9 protein-coding genes and 2 other annotated features are annotated in these 15,704 nt (G+C 35.2%); of the genes, 1 reads left to right on the top strand and 8 read right to left on the bottom strand.

Going from position 1 to position 15,704, the window contains the following annotated elements:
* Positions 1 to 3: 3 nt before the first annotated feature.
* The 5 genes from ACUXEY_RS19950 to ACUXEY_RS19930 form a co-directional block, all read right to left on the bottom strand.
* A complete protein-coding gene (locus ACUXEY_RS19950) occupies positions 4 to 366 on the bottom strand; it encodes an EsaB/YukD family protein (RefSeq protein ID WP_144611187.1) in 363 nt (120 codons plus the stop codon).
* 29 nt (positions 367 to 395) lie between these two features.
* Positions 396 to 1,169, bottom strand: coding sequence for a hypothetical protein (locus tag ACUXEY_RS19945; RefSeq protein ID WP_461301422.1), 774 nt, complete (start codon positions 1,167 to 1,169; stop codon positions 396 to 398).
* A gap of 11 nt (positions 1,170 to 1,180) precedes the next feature.
* Positions 1,181 to 1,945, bottom strand: a complete 765-nt coding sequence (locus ACUXEY_RS19940) for a vWA domain-containing protein (RefSeq protein ID WP_144611185.1) — start codon at positions 1,943 to 1,945, stop codon at positions 1,181 to 1,183.
* A gap of 195 nt (positions 1,946 to 2,140) precedes the next feature.
* Complete coding sequence (gene aspS, locus ACUXEY_RS19935) at positions 2,141 to 3,439, bottom strand: aspartate--tRNA(Asn) ligase (protein WP_461301421.1); 1,299 nt, start codon at positions 3,437 to 3,439, stop codon at positions 2,141 to 2,143.
* A gap of 108 nt (positions 3,440 to 3,547) precedes the next feature.
* Positions 3,548 to 3,759: a binding site (T-box leader), on the bottom strand.
* A 66-nt stretch (positions 3,760 to 3,825) separates the two neighbouring features.
* Positions 3,826 to 5,181, bottom strand: coding sequence for a UDP-N-acetylmuramoyl-tripeptide--D-alanyl-D-alanine ligase (locus tag ACUXEY_RS19930; RefSeq protein ID WP_461301420.1), 1,356 nt, complete (start codon positions 5,179 to 5,181; stop codon positions 3,826 to 3,828).
* 92 nt (positions 5,182 to 5,273) lie between these two features.
* Here ACUXEY_RS19930 and ACUXEY_RS19925 point away from each other — a divergent pair, with 92 nt between their 5' ends.
* A complete protein-coding gene (locus ACUXEY_RS19925) occupies positions 5,274 to 5,762 on the top strand; it encodes a hypothetical protein (protein WP_461301419.1) in 489 nt (162 codons plus the stop codon).
* A 106-nt stretch (positions 5,763 to 5,868) separates the two neighbouring features.
* Here the strand turns inward: ACUXEY_RS19925 and ACUXEY_RS19920 are convergent, their stop codons facing one another.
* From ACUXEY_RS19920 to ACUXEY_RS19910, 3 genes are all read right to left on the bottom strand, one after another.
* Positions 5,869 to 7,380, bottom strand: coding sequence for a M36 family metallopeptidase (locus ACUXEY_RS19920; protein ID WP_429601497.1), 1,512 nt, complete (start codon positions 7,378 to 7,380; stop codon positions 5,869 to 5,871).
* A 332-nt stretch (positions 7,381 to 7,712) separates the two neighbouring features.
* Positions 7,713 to 10,814 carry an isoleucine--tRNA ligase gene (gene ileS / locus ACUXEY_RS19915; RefSeq protein WP_461301418.1) on the bottom strand — a complete coding sequence of 1,034 codons (3,102 nt, stop codon included), beginning with the start codon at positions 10,812 to 10,814 and terminating at the stop codon, positions 7,713 to 7,715.
* Between the two features lie 53 nt (positions 10,815 to 10,867).
* Positions 10,868 to 11,107: a binding site (T-box leader), on the bottom strand.
* A gap of 92 nt (positions 11,108 to 11,199) precedes the next feature.
* Complete coding sequence (locus ACUXEY_RS19910; protein WP_461301417.1) at positions 11,200 to 15,402, bottom strand: tetratricopeptide repeat protein; 4,203 nt, start codon at positions 15,400 to 15,402, stop codon at positions 11,200 to 11,202.
* Positions 15,403 to 15,704: the final 302 nt, after the last annotated feature.

Below are 15,704 nucleotides of genomic sequence, written 5' to 3'. Positions count from 1 at the left end.
CTATTACTCAATGATTTTCCATACATAATCTTCTTCACTAGAAGACATATCTTGTTTAACAGGTTCATTATAAACTTCTTCTGCTGGCATCATTTCAAAAGAAGGGATAATTGCTCCTTTTTTATGTAGCATTACATATTGTCCATCCCATACATCATTATCGCGCAACGTTTCATCATTTCGAATAGAATGCCACTCCTCTTTATCTTTTGCCACTCTAATTTCATAGATCCCGCTTAATGCTTCATCTATTTTTTCATGATGTAAAATCGATTCAATAATTTGCACCACTTTTACGTCATTTGGAATTGCAATATCTATTTCTTCATTTGACTGTTTTATGTATGTAACAATAATCTCTTCCACATTTATTCACCTTTTTTCCATCATGTTTGTTACCAAGAAATATCTAAAAATGAAATATCATCGCTTGTCGGAGAGTTCTGTGCCCTCTCAATTTCTTTTAACACTTCCTCAAAGTTATACTGCTTAAGCGGCACAAGTCCGTCTGAGTGAATAACTATCCGATTAGCTTCTTGCCTAGATAATGTCTTTGAAAAAACCGCCAATTCCCCACCAATAATGCCCCGCTGCGTAGACCATCTTTTCTCTATATTTCTCTCAAACTTCATTACATTCAAACAATTCTCTTTATCTTGAAACAATTGTACAAATGAATCGCCATGTGTAACTATCGCTATTTGTACTTTATCTTGATTTGGAATCAGCTCTATTTTCCCACCGATAAACATCGCTTCACTACCTTGTTTTCGCTTTTCTTCTAATACATCGCGAAGTAACCACGGTGTTTCTTCTGGCAATCGAAATGCACTCACTTCCTCTGAAGCTTCTTCTATCCAATTTTTTAACTGTTCATTTAATAATGTAGCAATATCCAGTCCACTTTCTTGACATGTTTCAAACAAGTTTACTAACTTCATACCAAGAAATTTTGCAGCAATTTCACCATGAAAAGACAGCCCTACACCATCACATAACGCAAATATGAAACTAGTTCCATTATCTAGAAATACTAGAAAGTCTTGTCCACTCTCGTTTAAATCCTGCGTTTCTTTTGCTCTTACATAGCTATATCGATAAGTAAAATGTTTAGTTTCCTTGTCTTGCAATACCGTTTCTTTCTCTTGAGATAGAATATATTTCATCATACTTCTCTCTCCTATCGAACCGGCGTTGCAGCAGACATTTGAAATCCAAGTGATACTAAGTCCGCATTTGTCCCAGGAAACATCATCACAGCACCATCTGCAATATGAAACCCATGTTCCGTCATCATCTCACGATAGCTTTGAGGGATAGGCGATGAAAGTCTTTGCAACTTTGCACCATATTCATCTGTAATCTCTGTATTTGGCATAATTCCTTCCCACTTCTTTATATTAGAAATTTGGTCTTGCATAATTTCATCTGAAATAAAAATATTTTCAATTATTACGTTTCCATCAGGTACAGACATATTCATAATTCTTCGTACAATTGATTCTGGATCTTCACCAGTTGATGCCCCATCTGTCATATGACAAACAACAGGAGCTGGCCCGTCTTGTAAATTTGGTAGTTCCTTTTGCAATAACTTCTCCACTACAGAGAAAGCTTTCGCTGTATCAGTTAAACGATGCGTTTGGATTTTTTCTAGTGGGCGAAGTCTTGCTACCTCATCTATTGTTTTCACACCACCCAATAAATCAAAAACATGATCGCTATAGGCTAAAATAGATAACTTATATCTCGGAAGCAAGCGACTACCTTTCGTTGAACGAAATACCATTTGGCGAATCGCTAAAGAAAGAGCATCCGTTACAATATCAATTCTTCTTTTTTCTTCTCCGCCTGCATCCATCATTTGGTTCATTGATGCGCTTACATCAAGAAGATAAATTATATAAGCTGGTGTTTGTTGTGTTGCTTGAGTTTGATATAACATGTTTCATACCCTTCCATACTTTATTATATGAACTTTTTTTATATTCATATTTCATTATAACTTATGAATTTTCTTTTTCTCAATTCATTATAAAATGTTCTTAATATAATTTACATATTTTCACACAAAAAATTATTCCTTTTAACATGTGTTGAAAGGAATAAACCCCTTCTATACTATAGAAGGGGTTTATTCTTATGGTATAAGACGCGTACAATCTCTCGGAAAAGCACTCGCCTCTCGTACATTTATTAATTCTAATAGTTTGTATACAACTCTCTCTAATCCAATTCCAAAACCACCGTGCGGGGGACAACCGTATCGGAATGTATTTAAATAAGATTGAAATTTATCTGGATGTAATCCTTTTTCTTTAAAAGAAGCGTGTAACATTTCATAATCATGAATTCGCTGCGCCCCTGAAGTTATTTCTAGTCCTTTATATAGTAAGTCGAACGAATCAGTAATAGATGGATTCTCATTATTCGGCATCGTATACATCGGCCTAGCTTCTTTCGGATAATGTGTAATGAAAACAAACTCACTCTTATATGTTTCCTTCACATATTTCCCTAATAGCTTCTCACCTTCTGTATCTAAATCTCCAATTGGCGATTCTTTTCGGTACTTACTTTTCAAAATTTCTTGCGCTTCTAACAATGTAATTTTCGGTATTTCTGTAATAACAGGTACTTCTATTTGTAATAGTTGTAGTTCTTTTTCACAGTTTTTTGCTACTTGTTGAAACATATATCGTAAAACATCCGTTTCTAGTTGCATCACTTCATAAAAATCATGAATAAATCCAAGTTCTACGTCTAACGATATATATTCATTCAAATGACGGGAAGAATTATGATGTTCTGCTCTATAAACAGGTGCAACTTCAAAAACACGTTCTAACCCTCCAGCTACCATCATCTGTTTATAAAACTGTGGTGATTGTGCTAAATAAGCTTCTTTTTGAAAGTATGGAAGTTTAAAAACATTCGCTCCTCCTTCTGCCCCTTGTGAAACAATTTTCGGAGTAAATATATGCGTGAAATCGTTCTCTATAAGAAATTCACTAAAGCTCTGAACGAGTGTAGATTTCACTTTAAATATCGCCGCAGTTCTCTCATGCCTTAATGATAATACCCTTTCATTCAGTAGTTGATCCAAGCCAACTTGCAATTTCTTTTTATTTATTTCAAATGGAAGTGGTTCTGCGCCATTTAATATTTTCACTTCGTGAGCAAGCACTTCAACCCCTAATTCTGTTTTTGACGTCTCAACTATTTCACCAATTACGTGGACAACACTTTCTACATCGACTTTGAATCCAGCTAACTCGTTTTCTAATACACATTGAATTACTCCTGTTCTGTCCCGTAATAATAAAAAACTAACATTACCTAGATGACGAATCTTTTTTACCCATCCTTGAAGTAATACAACCTTTCCACTTTGCTCCGTACATTCTTTTGTGAGTGAACGCTTCATTATTGAATCCATTATTTTTCCCTCCATTAATTTTTTGTTTATTTACGTTATTGTTGTTGTCATCGTCATCATCCACGGTCACTCACCTCCCTTCAAAGAATACAAAAATCCGCCCCTATAAATAGGGACGGATTTTTCCGCGGTACCACCCAAATTGTCATAATGACCATCTTAGCCCTGATAACGGTAGGTACCGTTTGCTTTTACTAATTATCACGTTCAAAGCAACACTCACAGGTGTCTTTCCATCATGCGGTATCGCAATCTTCTCAGCAACTGATTGCTCTCTGTAGACCTTTGCATCATGTACTTTTCCTGATCATCACTTTTTATATTTACAGAGTATTCTATCTCTTCATTTTATTAAATGCAAGCCTTTTTAAATATATTTTCATTTTTCATATCCAATTTTGTACGATTTCCTCTAAAGCCATTCCGCGTGAGCCTTTCAATAGTACGACATCCTTTTTCGTTATTACTTTTAATACTGCCTCTGCTATTTTTACTTTATTATTAAATGACTGTACTTTTCCTGTTTCAAAGTTCTTTCTTGCTTCTTCCGCTACAATTTCAGCTAACTCTCCATAGGTAAATACATATTGAACGCTCTCTTGATTTAACATTTTGCCAATTTCTCTATGATATGTTTCAGCTTCCTTCCCTAACTCCAACATATCCCCAATTACTATCATTTTTTTGTTATAGACTTTTAATTTCTGTAACGTTTCAATTGCAGCCTTCATTGAAGAGGGACTTGCATTCCATGCATCGTTAATAATCGTAAAACCTGTTTTAGCAGTTAAAAATTGAAAGCGCATATGAGTAATATTTACTTGACGCAATGCTTCCTGTATTTTTTCTGCAGTGACATTATAATATTGACCTACAGCGATTCCGACGATCGTATTTAATATATTATGTTTTCCATGTAAGGGAACATCGTACTGTATATTTGAATCATTTAATTTAAAATGAACACCATATTCATCTAATTGCACGTTTGTTGGAAACAAATCATTTGTATACGTTTCACCAAATGTCTTACAATTTATACTCGATAGATTTTTATTTTTCAAAAGCAATGGTTCACCACCATTATATAAAAACAAACCATTTCCTTTTAACCCATCAATAATTTCTAATTTAACCTTCGCAATCTCTTCTCTGGATCCAAGCGCTTCTAAGTGAGACTGGCCAATCATTGTAATTACCGCTACATCTGGCTGTGCTATTTTTGATAAGTTTCGAATTTGTCCCTTTTCACTCATCCCCATTTCAAGTATTAAAAACTCTGTATCTCGTTTCATTTCTAAAATCGTTAACGGCAAACCGATTTGACTATTAAAATTGCCCTTTGTTTTATGCACACGATAAGTTGTATTTAAAATTGTGTTTATTATATCTTTTACCGTTGTCTTGCCATTACTACCAGTGATTCCGATTACTTTTACATTTAGCTCTTTTCGATAAAATTGTGCCAATTGTTGCAAAGCAAGCAAAGTGTCATCTACAAATATAATTGCTCCCCCTTTTGGCGGAGTACCGTAAGACTTTTTCCATAAGGAAGCGACAGCTCCATTATCCATTGCTTCTTTCGCATAATCATGTCCATCTTTCACTCTAATAATTGGGACAAACAAATTCCCTTTCTTAATTTTCTTAGAGTCAATGCAGATACCTTGTATCTCTATATTGTGAAACGATTCTCTTAATCCTTCTCCATCTACTATCTCTTCAAGTTTTTTTAAATTCATTTGAATCAAATTATCACCTTTTTTCCATTTTATTACATAAAAATTGTGTTTTTTACGCATATTAACTAACAAATTTAAAGCGAGGTGTGTAAATGAAAAAAACAATAAGTTTCTTCCTCCTTTTGTTATGCCTAATCGTAGTAAATGAAACGTACGCCTATTCACCAAAATCGTTACCAATCTCCCAAAACTCTGATCAATGGCAAGTGAATATTGATGAACCAAAAAAAATAAGCAAAAAGATGCTTCAAACTAAAAAAGATGAATTTCAAACATATCAATTTTCAGTAAAAAATGTCGGAAACAGTGAAGTATATAACGTACAAGTCGAAGTATTCCGCAACGAGCCAAAAACGAAAACGAAATATGAACTTTTCTCACGAAAGGAAAGTCGCTTAGCAAGTGGAAAAACTGGATTTGAACATGCTAATTTTCCAGTTGCTACAAAAGCAGATGAAGTTGATGTAATCATTACTTGGCAAGAACACCCTTTCCGTTCTATGAGAAACGGTCAAAAAGTTGAGTCTAGAAAATTTAAAGAGCATTTTGTTTTTAAAGACGAAACGAAACAAAATAAATGAAATGCGGATAAATTTACACTATCATTCGTATAACTTACTTTACTAGTACCAGTTCTTAAGCAAATTAAAAAGTCGTGGCTTATAATAAATGCCACGACTTTTTATATTAATTCGTACTAATTCCTCTCGCTGCCCAAATACGATCAATTTCAGCAGCATGTTGTCCGCCATATAAAAGAGCATCCGCTTGCTTAATTGCTTTTGCTCCATCACTGAATTTAGAGTTTGGTGTTAATGACCAGTGCGATTGTAAAATAATTTTTGTTGCAACATCACGGCCAAAAGCTTGTGCCATCTCATATTGTCCTTGTGACCAAATTTCCCCATCAGCATGTACTTGATTTTTTAAATCTTTCGGATACACTTTATTGGTATCTAATCGGCGCAGGCATGTTGGATCTGAACTAGAATAAGCCGCCGCATCCCACTCTCCAACACATGCTTTTCCGTATCCTGTAGTCGATACAGCATCTTCATACGTAGCACCTAAGAAGTCACCAAATCCTTCTCCCATCGCTCCGCCTTCTGCTGAACTACCAAAGCCAGGAACTTGGTTATCTTGAATCGAATGCCCGTATTCATGTGCGATAATACCAGCATCTTCTGCATCATCTACTCCGCCAGTACCGAAAGTTAAAGCTTTCGTTGTTGGAGAATAAAATGAGTTATCAGCCGTCGTTCCATTCACATTCACTTTAATAGAGCGATTATTAATATTTTTAAAACCTAACCCTTGAATGTAACGCTGTAATGTATCGATATGATAATAGGACATAACATCTTCAAAGCTATCATTTGCGCGTGTATAGTTAAATTGTAAATTTGCAGATTTCGTTTTTGCTTTTGAAGAAATCGTTACATACTCTCCAATTAAAAATCCTGTCCCATCTAAACCTTTTAGCGTTACAGTCTTCAATTGGTTCGTTAGCGCAGTTGAATCTGCATCGTTATTATCTTTTAATCCTGCTAAACTCCCGCTTGATACGACAGGGTTAGGTAAAAATACTTTTCCTGTTCCTTCTACTTTTCGGTTTATATCAACCTTTTTAATTAACTTTCCATTTTCTGCATCAATAAATGTTTCCCATGCACCAAATGGATTATTAGAATGGACTACAACTTTATATACGGGACGAGCAATTCCCTCTTCCACAATATATCCAAATTCTTTCTCTGTAGGAGCCCATAAGTTTTGCTCACTTGCCTCTCCAACATACGCCATTGATTTTTGTATCGCATCTTTTTCACTAATTTTTGTCGTTACTTCCTTCACACCTTTAACGGATTGATAATCAGAAACAGCAAGTACTCCCTTTCCCTCTCCGTTAAGAGTAACTGTAATTTGTTTTGAAAATACAGGTGCACCATTCACAACTTGCTGGAACCTAACATATGAAGCTACTGACGTTTCTGTTGTAGAAATATATTGTAAGTCTGAAAGGTCTGTTTTTAATCCATACTGCGCAGCATTTTCTTTTAAATATTCAGTTGCTTTTTTCTGCGGCGAATAAGCTTCTAGCTTTACTTGCTGCTGTTTTTCCAATGCCGAAACCGTAGAAATCGTCCCCATTACTAACGGCACAGTCATCGCCATTGCCACCATTTTTTTATTAAACATAGAACCACTCCCCCTAATAAAGTAGCTCAACCTTATCCCATTACCACTAGGCAATCATTCCCCACAAAATGGGGGGATAAAAATTGAATCTACGAGTAATTCTCTATAAACAATTCTATTACCTTTCGATTTAGGGTGAGTGAAATTTTCTCAATATTTATGTATACAATGAGAAAAATACTGTAGAAATATATTTCTACAGTATTTTATTTAGTTTACTATAAAGAAAGACATTTACTAGAGGACCTATCGAACAGATTATGAGGAAATTAGCCGGATAAATTTCCATCATACAAAAAGGAAGTTGGAATGACTCCAGCTTCCTTTTTTCTTTAATGAGCCGCGCTTAATTTAATTCGAACTTTCGCCTCACCTAAAGATAGTTCATCGTCTTCATTCGTTAAATGACCAAATTCAAATCTCTTAACGAGTAAATTTTCTTCCAATAAATCTTTATGGTTCGTTAATGTTCGCTTTAGTTCTTCCTCTGTATCAAGAATAATATCGACTCGTAAATTAACTGGTAAATTTAGTTGTTTACGATATTCTTGAACCGCTCGAATAAATTCACGTGCCACTCCTTCTTGTAACAATTCTTCCGTTACATTTGTATCTAACATAACTGTATATTGTCCGTTAGTCGTATTAGAAAATCCTGATTTTGCAACTTTCTCTACTACTACATCTTCAGCTGTTACCACTACTTCTTCTCCCGATGTAGCTTCGTAAACTGCTCTTTCTGTAGATACAAAGTGTTGTACTTCTTCTTTTGATAATTGTTTTAGCCAGCCATTTACTGCATTCACATTTTTACCAAACTTTGGCCCAGCCGTTTTGAAATTCAGCTTTAATTGATAGGACGTATATTTCGTTTCATCAAGTTCAACATGGAACGCCTTCACATTTAACTCATCCATGACGATATCACGATAAGATTCCCAATCCATATCATTTTCATTATGTGCTAGTAATACAAGTTCTGCTAACGGCTGTTTTACTTTTAAAGAATGCTGATTACGGTTACTTCTTCCAAGTTCAACAACTTGTAAAACAGCATCCATTTCTGCTTCTAATTTCGGCTGAAGTAGTGATTCATTTACAACTGGATAATCCTCTAAATGAACGCTACTTCCAGTTAAATTCAAATGAATATCTTCAGCGACAAACGGTGTAAACGGTGCAATTAATTTACTAATTGTCACAAGCACTTCATAAAGTGTCTCATACGCAGCTGCTTTTTCAGCATTCATACCAGACTCCCAGAAACGATTACGTGATCGTCTTACGTACCAGTTACTTACTTCATCTACAAGCGACGCGATTTCACGAGCTGCATTCGTAAATTGATAATCATCAAGTGCTGTTCTCACTTTTTTCGTTGTGCTATGCAATCTTGATAATACCCATTCATCCAATTTCGTCCGCTTTGCATCATACGTTTCTTTCGGATTGTACTCATCTAAATTTGCATATAAAACGTAGAAGCTATACACATTGACTAACGTATCTACAAATTTAGATTTTGCTTCCAGTACTGTTCTTTCAGAAAAACGCTTCGCATTCCACGGAGCACTATCAACGAGTAGCGCCCATCTTAAAGCATCTGCACCAAACTGATTTACTAAATCAACTGGATCTAGTGCATTCCCTTTACTTTTAGACATTTTCTGTCCTTCTTCGTCTAGAACATGCCCTAGTGATAACACTCGTTTATAAGGTACTTTCCCTGTGTATAGTGCTGATACTGCTAATAAACTATAAAACCATCCGCGTGTTTGATCAATGCCTTCTGCAATAACATCCGCTGGAAACTGTTCTTCAAATAACTCTTTATTTTCAAACGGATAATGATATTGCGCAAATGGCATGGAACCACTATCAAACCAAACATCAATTACTTCAGGAGTACGATTCATTGTGCCACCGCATTTTTCGCAGCTAACTTGCACTTCATCTACATACGGCTTATGCAATTCTAAATCTTCAGGTGTTTCTTTCGTACTATGCTTTCTTAAATCAGCAATGCTTTTCGGTGCGAATTGATGATCGCAGCTTTCACATTCCCATACGTTTAATGGTGTTCCCCAATATCTATTTCGACTAATATTCCAGTCCACCATATTTTCTAAAAACTTACCAAAACGTCCATGTTTCATATGGTCTGGATACCAAGTAACAGAATCGTTATTCTGTAAAAATGTATCTTTAATTGCAGTTGTTCGGATTAACCAACTCTCTCCTGCATAATAAAGAAGTGGTGAATCACAGCGCCAGCAATGCGGGTAACTATGTTCATACTTTTCTTTATGGTATAGTAAGCCTTCCTTCGCTAAATAACGAACGATATCCACGTCACAACCTTTTACAAATTTACCTTTCAAAAATGGAACTGCTTCTGTATACTCGCCTTTCTCGTCTACAACATGCAAGAATGACAATCCTTCACTTTGAACGACTCTATAATCGTCCTCCCCGTATGCTGGAGCGATATGAACGAGTCCTGTACCACTATCTGCCGTGACAAAATCGGCTGCGATAACTCGGTAACCATTTGTAACTTCCTTCATTGGAAATGGCGGCATATAAGATGTATTTACTAATTCTTCACCTTTATGAACAGATAATACTTCATAGTCTTCTTTTAATACATCTTGTACACGTTCTTTCGCAACAATGTATACATAACCTTCTTGTTTCGCTTTCACGTATTCCATATTTGAATGTACAGCGAGCGCAACATTTGCTGGAAGTGTCCAAGGTGTCGTTGTCCAACCTAGGAAATACTCATTTTCACTATCTTTCACTTTAAACTTAACTGTTGCACTTAAATCTTTTACTGTTTTATACCCTTGTGCAACCTCATGTGAACTTAGTGAAGTTTGACAACTTGGGCAATATGGTGAAACTCTATGCCCTTTATACAATAATCCTTTTTCATGAATCGTCCCTAAAATATGCCATACACTTTCGATATATGGATTCTTTAACGTAACGTATGGATCATCCATATCTACCCAATAACCGATACTTTCAGTGAATTCACGCCACTGCTTCTCGTATGTGAATACACTCTCTTTACACTTCTTAATAAATGGCTCAATTCCATACTCTTCGATTTCATGTTTACCAGAAATACCGAGTTGCTTCTCAACACCTAATTCTACAGGCAAACCGTGTGTATCCCATCCCGCTTTTCTTAATACTTTATAACCAGCCATCGTTTTATATCTTGCTACTACATCTTTAATTGTTCGTCCAAGTGCATGACCTACATGCGGTAGTCCGTTCGCCGTTGGTGGTCCTTCATAAAACACAAAAGATTGTGCGCCTTCTCGATTCTGAATTGATTGCTCGAAAATGCTTTGCTCGTTCCACTGTTTACGAATACGTGTTTCTCTCCCTACAGCTGACTCTTTTACATCTACTTTCTTCATCTACAATCACTCCTTTGAATATTTTAAAGCACACAAAAAACCCGTCCCTATGAAGTAGGGACGGGTTTACCCGCGATACCACCCTAATTCTATTAGCTCTTCACTAATAGCACTTAGCAACGTACTATCATACGTGTTCTTTGTAACGGTAGACATCCGTCCGGGCTTACTCACTTTCAGCCTCGGCTCCTCGGAGATGATTTTCAAATAACGTCTGCACACCGGCTTTCAGCAACATACCGGCTCTCTGGGGAACAGTACACTATTTTACTCTTTCTCGTCTTCAGATTTGTATACTTTGTTAAAAGCTATTCTATTCCATCGGGCAATAAATTGTCAACTAATTCAAAATATATTTTTACTCTTTTTTCCTATTCGTATACAATTACTTTTCTAATTCTCGCAATGCTGCTAAGTTTTCATCATCCTCGATAAGTTCAGCGAAAAATCCTGACTCATCCTTATGAAGTACAATTTCAAGCTCTTCTTTCGCCTCTTCCATTCTGTTTAACTGTGCTAAATAACAAGCACGATCGTATCTCTCTAACAAATCATTCGCATCAATTTTTAATGCTTCATTTGCTATTTTCTCTGCCTTCAGCGTTTGGCCGGCACCATGATATGAAGATGCTAAAGAAAGAAGAATCACTGTTTCATTTGGATGATGTACAGAAGCATTTTCTAATACATGAATTGCCTCTTCAAACCGTTCTTGACTTTGATATATTTCTCCTAAAGCAAGAAACGCTCTATTTACAAACGGTGTTTGCTCCGTTAATTGTAAGGTAATCTTTTCTGCTTTTCTTTCTTCCCCTGCTTTAAACAATACTTGTGCTTGTAAAAGAAGCGTATCATAATCATCTGGTAATTCTCGAACCATTTGCTTCGTTAATTCTGAAGCATCCCGTAACATATCTTCTTCCTCACACTCTATGAAAAGATTTACAAGCTGCTTCGCTACATCGTAATCCCATTTATTTTCTAACGATGTTTGTAATACATCTATCGCCTCGTTGTTCATCGTCACATTCTCGTAAAATAGTGCAAATCGCTGTGCTGCCATACTATTTTTTTGATTTAACTTTAACGAAATTTCATATAAATCAATGATTGTAGTGATAATCGAAATTTCTTTCGCACGGTTTTTCATACGATAAAAAGCTCTCGTAATTATGGATTTCTTCGGCTGTTCACTTTGTTGACGTTCAATCCATCTTTCTGTAACCGCAGATGCAGCATACATAAATGCCATACTTCTTTCTGCCTTTTTCACTTTTAGTGTATGAAGAAAATCTCGTATGTTAGACCATTTCTTATGTTGTTCTATCGCTTTTACATATACATCAAATATACGTTCATTATTTGCATCTTTTTGTATCACTTTCATTGCAATTTCAATTGCTTTTGCATTTCTATTTTTCACTAGTACTTTTGCATAATGATATAGAACTTCTGTATGCTCACCATCTAATTGTAGCGCGTATTCAATCTGTGCTTGTTCTTTATCTATTTCATCCATCGCCCCATACACATATGCAACCGCGTCTAATCTCCATATTTCAGGTACTTCGTCCGCTAATTGTTCTAGCTCAGTCAGCAATTCTTCCTGTAGATTCATTTCTACTGAAAGCTGTGCCAAATATTCCATATTAATATGCAACGGCTCTTCTTTCATCGCCTGAACCATATGACTTTGTTCTTTAGAACGATTTTCTTCTTTTTCGTATATTTCCGCAAGTTGTAAATGTACACCGACGAAATTCCCATCAAGCTCTAAACATGTTTCATACGCTTGTTTCGCTTCCGTCAATTGCCCTAATAGCATAAGTGTTTCACCAATTCGGTAATACGGTAATGCGGTTTCCTTTTGTTCTATCGCCTTATTATATCTTTTCATCGCTTGGCCGTACTGTCCAATAGATTCATATAAAATACCTGTATAACAGCCGTATTCACTTACTTCATTTCTTTCTTTCTGTAACGTTCTTAAGAATGCTATACCTCGTTGTACAAATACCGTTCCTTTAATTCGATTCACATATTCATCTAACGCACTTGCTACATTATATTCGCTCTGCTTTATACCACTCTCTAACTTAGACAACGCTACTTTAAATCCTTCTTCACTTCCACCAAGTTCAACCTCAGCATCCCATAAAACCATTCCCGCGTTCATAAGGAAATCTTGGCTCTTTTCAATTTGTTTTTCAATACTGAGAATATATTCTTTTGCTTCCTTATATTGTTCTCTTGCCATATAAACTTGCGTAAGTCCGAAGTGAGAGTATACATCATCATGATTTTCTTCCAAAGCACGAGTATACAATGTTTCTGCTTCTTCCAGACTATCATTTTGGAAATGGTAATCACCGAGTTTTACGTATAGAGGTGCCTTATCGTCACAATTCTCAATACCTTTTAATAAAACTTCTTTCGTACTTTCTTCATCCTTCAAATCAGATTCGTATATTTCCGCAAGTTTCGTATAAATGTATGGTGCATTACTATCCAAATGAATTGCTATTTTAAGCCCTTTTATCGCTAAATATAATTTCCCTAAATAATGCGCACATCTCGCTCGCTCATACCATACATGTGCTTCATTTTTATATTCCTTTAACAAATCATTAAAGATTTCATACGCTTCTTCATATTTTTCTAAATCTATTAATATTAACCCGTGATTCGTTAAAGTGAATCGTTCTGGACTACGCTCTAAAGCTACTTGAGAAAACTGCAACGCCTTTTCAGATTGATCGATATACATATATGATAAAGCGAGAAAACTCCATGCAATTGGCTGATCCGCGTCTAATTGTAACGAGGAACGAAAACTTGAAATCGCTTCTATATAACTTTCCTGCTCAAAAGCATACCTTCCGTTTATTAAATGATATAAAGCACGATTATTTTTCTTCTCAACACCCGCAAGCATTTGCCCAGCTTTTTCTAGTTCTTCAAGGCGAATAAAGCACTGTGCACCATGCAATTTAACAAAATCTGATTTCGGAAACTTCTCCATTAACTTTTCAATACAACATATAATAAACTCGTTATCTACTTCAACATCTAAGTGCTTAACCGTATACAACCACGTATTCGGATTATCACTCGTCTCTTTTAAAAATTGTACTAACTTATGAATCCCCTCTTTATCTTGTTCATCTAAATGATCCGTTAAAGAAAAAATGGATTTAAAATAATGATGTTCTTCCTCATCTAAAAATGATAATTGTCCCTTCTTTTCTTTCGGAACAAACGTAATCGCTAAACACCCTGTATAACGATATTTTTCTTGTAACTTACTATACTCCACAATGACTGGTTCGATAAAGTTTGGATCTTGAACATAAAAAGCTTGTAACGTATCATCATACCCAGCTAGCACTTGCACATGTGAAGCATGCTCAATATCAATACTTAATAAAACGGGAATTCCTTCGCCGAGTAATTTCTTATAAGTTTCCACATTTCCTTTAAAATAACGATATTCATAACCTAATTCTTCCAAATAAGAAACAGTATCTGAAAACTTCGAGCCCGTCATATCAAAAATGAACTCTGCTATTTCATCTTGTGTACGTTTTTCTCCCCATAACTGCAACATCATTTCTAAACTTGTCGGCACACAATAATTATCCTTTTGTACAATGGGAACTATCGGTAAGTGAACCTTTTGGCCATCTGGATTTTTTTCTAAATTATGATATAAAGACTCTTTTAAACTTTTTTCTTCTTTTAATAACTTTTGTAAATCTACAAGTTTATTCATTTTGTAAAGAGCTTCTGCACGTAAATGTACGAAGTAAGTTTTATACGCATGATAAGGAAGCTGATTATTTATGTTATCTATTACGTCTAACACTTCTTCATACTTCCCTAAATCTAATAAATATTTCACCTTTTCAAAATGAAAATATGGTACTTGCGGGAACTTTACAATTGCATCATCAATTAGCTGTAATGCACGTTTTTGTTCCCCTTTATTTGCATATAACTGTGCTAATAAATAAGTAGATAACTCTTCACAATCTTTATGCTGCATGCCGGCTATAAATTGTTCTTCTGCTTTCTCCCATTCACCTGTATGCATATAGACGTAACCCCATTTATCAAATACGGCACGTGCACTATACTCCTCTGCCTTTTGCATATAAAAAAGCGCTTCTTCATTTCGTTTCATTTCTAACAAACATCGTACTAACGTAAAATATGTTTTCGCTAAAAGATCCACTTCTATTTCTTCTTTATTTACCTCTTCTAATGAATCTTTTAACAACTGTTCTACTTCAAGTATTTTCCGCTCATCAATTAACTCATCACAATATAAAGAGAGCGTTCTCATATTTGGGAATTTTTTATAAGCGTAGCGAATGAGGAATGAACTGTATTGGTGCATAAGCCCTTCATCAGTAAGACGTATTAATATATCAAACTCCTTATGTGAAGGAATATTAGCAAGCCAACTCTTCAAATAAGATAAAGTATTCTTTTCTTTTATATATGAAATTTCATTATTTATTTCCTGTAATCCATCTATAAATCTCTTGTCTTTCAAACAAGCATCTAACTGCTTAAAATCTAGCATGTATTCACCTCGAATAATTTTTTGCACTGCTACTTGCTTAGATTTTACACATCATATTGTAGGTATTCAACTAAAATATCCTATAATGGATAGTATTATTTAATATTATTCTAATTTATAACAAAATATAGTAAAAATGATTGTTTTTCTCTGTATTTTGTTTAATTAAATAGAGTAACGTTACATGCGGGTCTTATCTTTTTGAAGCCAAATTCAGTACATAAAATTATATCGGCGATAATTTAAATATATCAGCGATTATACGGTGGATATCAACTTATCAACAAAAAAATCCATACTTC

It is taken from the genome of Bacillus sp. F9_6S_D1_P_5, assembly GCF_054823925.1.
This window is presented reverse-complemented; position numbering and strand designations above follow the sequence as displayed.

Coding starts and splice junctions, on each gene's coding strand:
- ACUXEY_RS19945 (WP_461301422.1), bottom strand. CDS start 1,169: ATGATGAAATATATTCTATCTCAAGAGAAAGAAACGGTATTGCAAGAC.
- ACUXEY_RS19940 (WP_144611185.1), bottom strand. CDS start 1,945: ATGTTATATCAAACTCAAGCAACACAACAAACACCAGCTTATATAATT.
- aspS (WP_461301421.1), bottom strand. CDS start 3,439: ATGGATTCAATAATGAAGCGTTCACTCACAAAAGAATGTACGGAGCAA.
- ACUXEY_RS19930 (WP_461301420.1), bottom strand. CDS start 5,181: ATGAATTTAAAAAAACTTGAAGAGATAGTAGATGGAGAAGGATTAAGA.
- ACUXEY_RS19925 (WP_461301419.1), top strand. CDS start 5,274: ATGAAAAAAACAATAAGTTTCTTCCTCCTTTTGTTATGCCTAATCGTA.
- ACUXEY_RS19920 (WP_429601497.1), bottom strand. CDS start 7,380: ATGTTTAATAAAAAAATGGTGGCAATGGCGATGACTGTGCCGTTAGTA.
- ileS (WP_461301418.1), bottom strand. CDS start 10,814: ATGAAGAAAGTAGATGTAAAAGAGTCAGCTGTAGGGAGAGAAACACGT.
- ACUXEY_RS19910 (WP_461301417.1), bottom strand. CDS start 15,402: ATGCTAGATTTTAAGCAGTTAGATGCTTGTTTGAAAGACAAGAGATTT.